Origin of the sequence: Amycolatopsis kentuckyensis (assembly GCF_002155975.1) — a bacterium.
Lineage (GTDB): Bacteria > Actinomycetota > Actinomycetes > Mycobacteriales > Pseudonocardiaceae > Amycolatopsis > Amycolatopsis kentuckyensis.
In genome coordinates, this window is the sequence record NZ_MUMI01000565.1 from 1 (window position 1) to 5243 (window position 5243).

A 5243-nucleotide genomic window follows, 5' to 3' on the forward strand; every position below is an offset into this window, starting at 1 on the left:
GGTGCTGGTCGTGGCGGCGCTGCTGCTGGCCGCGTTCCTGCCCCCGCTCGCCCGGCCGTTCTTCGGCTGGCTCGGCGACGTCGTGGCCGGCTGGCGCCGCGGCGAGGGTGCGGTGTGGTGGCTGGTGGTCTCCGGGCTGCTGCTCCTGCCCGCGGTCGTGACGCCGGTGAGCGCTCTCTTGCGCCGTCTCGGCCACCGCCGCGCGCGGAACCGCGAAGCGAACGCTGTCGTGCTCGAAGTGGCCCGGCGTCCGTCCCGGAAGAAGACGGTGGAACGCGCTCCGGCGCCGAGCTCGCGCTGAGCGTTTTCGGCCCGTCGCCTTGCGATCATCCCGATTTGGGTTCATGGTGCGGGTAGGTCACGGGCCGTGGGCCCGCGCCATGAGCACGCGTGTGCCCAGGGCCCCGCGACTTGAAACATGTTTGTGCGACTGCTCACGGGGTACTTCGCGTCCTCGCAGGTCATCGCGGGGGTCGTGAGCTGCGTCGCTGGCATGCGGAAAATTCTCTGTTACGTTTCCTGAGTATGTCCGTAACGCACTTGATCGAATCCCCGACCAAGGCGGACGGCGCGGAGCTGTGGAGAATCGCGCGCGATTCCGCCAAGCTCGATCTCAACTCGCCGTACGCATACATGCTGTGGTGCCGCGATTTCGCCGAGTCTTCGGTCGTCGCGCGTGAGGATGGCAGGGCGGTCGGTTTCGTCATCGCCTACCGCAGACCGGACGAGCCGGAGGCAGCGCTCGTCTGGCAGGTCGCGGTCGACAGTTCGCAGCGCGGAAAGGGCCTGGCCGGGGCCCTGCTCGACGCGCTGTACACGCGTCTGATCGGCGAGGGTGTGCGTTACCTCGAGACCACCATCACCCCGGACAACGAGGCGTCCATCCGGCTGTTCACATCGTTCGCGAAGCGGTGGAACGCCGCGATGGAAACCAGTGTGCTGTTCGACGGCGCGGATTTCCCCGAAGCCGGGCACCTGCCGGAAGAGCTTTACCGCATCGGCCCGCTGGCCGCGAATCCGGGCGATTAGGAGAGAAAGAAAGACATGAGCATCTTCGAAGAGCTCGAATCCGAAGTACGCAGCTACAGCCGCGGCTGGCCGGTCGTGTTCGACCGCGCGCAGGGCAGCTGGCTCCACGACGAGAGCGGAAAGCCCTATCTGGACTTCTTCGCCGGGGCCGGCGCGCTGAACTACGGGCACAACAACCCGCAGCTGAAGCAGGCCCTGATCGACTACATCCAGCGCGACGGCGTCACCCACGCCCTGGACATGTTCACCGTGGCCAAGCGCGACTTCCTGCAGACCTTCCGCGACAAGGTCCTCGACCCGCGCGGGCTCGGCTACAAGGTCGTGTTCCCCGGTCCGGGCGGCGCGAACGCCGTCGAGGCCGCGCTGAAGCTGGCGCGCAAGGTGACCGGCCGCGAGTCGGTCATCAACTTCACCAACGCCTTCCACGGCATGACGCTGGGCGCGTTGTCGGTCACCGGCAACTCGATGAAGCGCGGCGGCGCCGGTGTCCCGCTGGTGCACGCCACCCCGATGCCGTACGACAAGTACTTCGACGGCGCGATGCCGGACTTCCTCTACTTCGAGAAGCTGCTCGAGGACTCCGGCAGCGGGCTCAACGAGCCGGCCGCGGTGATCGTCGAAGGCGTGCAGGGCGAGGGCGGCATCAACGCCGCGCGCCTGGAGTGGCTGAAGGGGCTCGACGACCTCTGCAAGCGCCACAACATCCTGCTGATCCTCGACGACGTCCAGATGGGCTGCGGCCGCACCGGCCCGTTCTTCTCCTTCGAGGAAGCCGGGATCACGCCGGACATCGTCTGCCTGTCGAAGTCCATCAGCGGCTACGGCATCCCGATGGCGCTGACGCTCATCAAGCCGGAACTCGACGTCTGGGAGCCCGGCGAGCACAACGGCACCTTCCGCGGGATCAGCCCGGCGTTCGTCACCGCCAAGGAAGCGATCGACGTCTACTGGAGCGACGACGCGCTCGAGAAGTCGACCAAGGCGAAGGGCGAGCGCATCGCGAGCGCGTTCAGCGGCATCGTCGAGGCCTACCCGGAGGCGAACCTGTTCGCCAAGGGCCGCGGCCTGGCGCGCGGCATCGAGTTCGCGAACGGCGACCTGGCCGGCCGCGTCTGCGCGGAAGCGTTCGCGCGCGGCCTGCTGATGGAAACCTCCGGCCCCGACGGCGAAGTCATGAAACTGCTGCCGCCGCTGACGCTGACCGACGACGAGCTGACGCAGGGCCTGTCGATCATCGACGAGTCCGTCAAGGCCGTCCTGACCAAGTAAGGGAGTACGCCGTGCTCGTCCGCACGCTCGACGAGATCACCGACACCGACGCCGACATCAAGACCGAGAACTGGCGCAGCAAGCGGATCATCCTCGCCAAGGAGGGCGTCGGCTTCTCGGTGCACGAGACCACGCTGTACGCGGGGACGGTCAACGACTTCTGGTACGCCAACCACATCGAGGCCGTGTTCATCACCTCCGGTGAGGGCGAGATCGAGGATCTGGCCACCGGCAAGGTGTACGACCTCAAGCCCGGCACGCTCTACCTGCTCAACGACCACGACAAGCACCAGGTCCGGCCGAAGACCGAGATCAAGTGCGTGTGCGTGTTCAACCCCCCGGTGACCGGCCGCGAGGTGCACGACGAAAACGGCGTGTACCCGCTGATCACCGAGGACGCGTAAAAACCGGAGAGGAACACAGGAGGCGAAGCCCGTGACGCTGACGGACACCCGGGTCGACGACACTTACCCGACCCGGATCACCGGTACGCCGGAGCACCTGCCGCGCGTGCACCCCACGGTGTGGGGTACCGAAGCCGACGGCCCGATCGACGCCGCCACGCTGGCGAACCACGAGACCAAGGGTTACACCGTGGTCGAGGACATGCTCTCCGTCGGGGAGGTCCAGACGTACTGGCAGGAACTGGTGCGGCTGTCCTCCGACCAGGAGCTCGCCGGGGACGAGCGCGTGATCACCGAGGCGAAGACCGGTGAGGTCCGGTCGATCTTCGACGTCCACGAGATTTCGGCCCTGATCGCCGAGCTGGTGCGCGACCCGCGCGTGCTGGACCGGGCGCGGCAGCTGCTCGGCTCCGAGGTGTACATCCACCAGAGCCGCGTCAACTACATGCCCGGCTTCAAGGGCACCGGGTTCTACTGGCACTCGGACTTCGAAACCTGGCACGCGGAGGACGGCATGCCGTCGCCGCGCGCGGTCAGCTGCTCCATCGCGCTGACCGACAACTACCCGTTCAACGGCGGCCTGATGATCATGCCGGGCTCGCACCGGACGTTCGTCCAGTGCGCCGGCGAGACGCCGGACGACAACTACAAGAGCTCGCTCAAGGACCAGCGGGTGGGCGTGCCGAGCGAGGACGACATCACCGCGATGGCGGCCGAGTACGGCATCGACCAGTTCACCGGCCAGGCGGGCTCGGCCCTGTGGTTCGACTCGAACATCATGCACGGCTCGGGCAACAACATCACCCCGTACCCGCGCTCGAACATCTTCCTGGTGTTCAACAGCGTGGAGAACGCGTTGCAGGAGCCGTTCGCGGCCGGTACCCCGCGGCCCGCGTTCATCGCCGGCCGCGACTCGACGCCGATCACGCGCTGAGCCGTCGTTCCGGAGCCCCGGAGGCACTCGAGTCCCACCCGCCGGTGACCGGCCCGGTGCGCCCTGTTACCGTGTCGCCACCGCGCGGGTGTGTGGCTCGCGCAACACGTCTTCGTTGACGGCCGGCGGCGGGTACTTCGCTCGGGGTGAGCTCACCCGTCCGGTTGCCCTCGGTGGCGGACGGGCGGACCGGCCCCCTGGCGGCCCGGCCGGGAGTTTTCCGCAGGACCCCGCACCACCGGATCGGGACCGGTGGTGCGGGGTCCTGTCATGTCCGCGCCTATCGCAGGCCCGCCGGAGCCCGGCTGCGGAATCCGCAGCGTGACGAAACGTCCTGGTTGCGGCCCGGTGGGGCGGTATTCGCCGGCCGGTCATCACGGTAGGTTGACTTTTCCGGCGGGGGCGACGCCGGGGGACACCGTGGACCCGGGGAGGTGGGCGCGAGCATGGCCCAGACCCGGCTCCAGCTGCTCGGGCCCGTCCAGCTCTTCCACGGCGACGAGCCCGTCCCGATCGGCGGCCCCGGCGTCCGCGGCCTGCTCGCGCTGCTGGCGCTGCGGCCCGGCAAGGTCGTCGGGCTCGACGAGATCATCGACGCCCTGTGGGGCCACGACCCGCCGGCGACCGCCCGCACCATCGTCCACGGCAACGTCTCCCACCTGCGGCGCATCCTGCGCGACCTCGACGGCCCGCGCATCCTGACCACCCCGCCGGGCTACCGGCTGGACGTCGAGCCCGACCGGATCGACGTCCACCGGGCGCGCACGCTGCTGGACCGCGCGTCGCTGGCCACCCCGGAGGTCGCCGCCGCGCTGCTGGCCGAGGCGCTCGCGCTGTGGCAGGGCCCCGCGCTGGGCGGGGTGCCCGACTCCCTGCGGGCCCCCGAGCTGGAAGACCTCCGCCTCGCCGTGCACGGCGCCCGGGTCGACGCCGACCTCGAACTCGGCCGGCACGCGGAGCTGATCGTCGAGCTCAGCCCGATCGTCCGGGCCGACCCCCTCTCCGAGCGGACCGCGGGGCAGCTGATGCGCGCGCTGTACCACGCGGGCCGCCGCGGAGACGCGCTCGAGCTGTACCGGACGGTCTCCCGCGCGACGCTGCGCACGCTGGGTGTCGAGCCCGGCGCCGAACTGCGCTGGCTGCACGAGCGCGTCCTCAACGACGACCTCCCGGCGCGGGACGTCGTCGCCCCGGCAGGCGGCGCGGAGCCGGCGAAAGCGATTTCGCAGCTCCCCGCGGCGGTGCCCAGCCTGGCCGGGCGCACCGACGAGCTCGCCTGGCTCGACGGCCTGGTCACCCGGGCCGAGGCCGGGCAGACGACGATCGCCGTGGTCAGCGGCACCGCCGGGGTCGGCAAGAGCACGCTCGTCGTGTGGTGGGCGCACCGGGTCGCGCCGCGGTTCCCGGACGGCGTCCTGTTCGCCTCGCTGCGCGGCTTCGACCCGCACCACCCGCCGCTGGAACCCGCCGAGCTGCTCACCCAGTTCCTGCTCGGCCTCGGCGTCGAAACCGCGAAGATCCCGGAGCTGCTGCACGAACGCGTCGCGCTCTACCGGTCGCTGATCGCCGGACGGCGGATGCTGGTGCTGCTCGACGACGCCCGCACC

The 5243-nt window shown here is 69.8% G+C and carries 6 protein-coding genes; all 6 read left to right on the top strand.

Annotated elements, in window-relative coordinates; all coding sequences use genetic code 11:
• On the top strand, positions 1–301 hold a 301-nt coding region (locus CCN39_RS41840; protein WP_143264360.1), incomplete at its 5' end, for a hypothetical protein.
• A gap of 206 nt (positions 302–507) precedes the next feature.
• A complete protein-coding gene (gene ectA / locus CCN39_RS41845; RefSeq protein WP_341867727.1) occupies positions 508–1029 on the top strand; it encodes a diaminobutyrate acetyltransferase in 522 nt (173 codons plus the stop codon).
• 15 nt (positions 1030–1044) lie between these two features.
• Positions 1045–2298, top strand: a complete 1254-nt coding sequence (ectB, locus tag CCN39_RS41850; RefSeq protein ID WP_086851987.1) for a diaminobutyrate--2-oxoglutarate transaminase — start codon at positions 1045–1047, stop codon at positions 2296–2298.
• Positions 2299–2309: 11 nt separating this feature from the next.
• On the top strand, positions 2310–2702 hold the full coding sequence (locus tag CCN39_RS41855) for an ectoine synthase (protein WP_086851989.1): 393 nt from the start codon (positions 2310–2312) through the stop codon (positions 2700–2702).
• Between the two features lie 31 nt (positions 2703–2733).
• On the top strand, positions 2734–3636 hold the full coding sequence (gene thpD, locus CCN39_RS41860; protein ID WP_086851991.1) for an ectoine hydroxylase: 903 nt from the start codon (positions 2734–2736) through the stop codon (positions 3634–3636).
• 446 nt (positions 3637–4082) lie between these two features.
• The coding region (locus CCN39_RS41865; RefSeq protein WP_208630621.1) for an AfsR/SARP family transcriptional regulator at positions 4083–5243 on the top strand (1161 nt) is incomplete at its 3' end.

Excerpts from the sequence above, each read along its gene's own strand:
- ectB (WP_086851987.1), top strand. The coding sequence starts at position 1,045 with ATGAGCATCTTCGAAGAGCTCGAATCCGAAGTACGCAGCTACAGCCGC.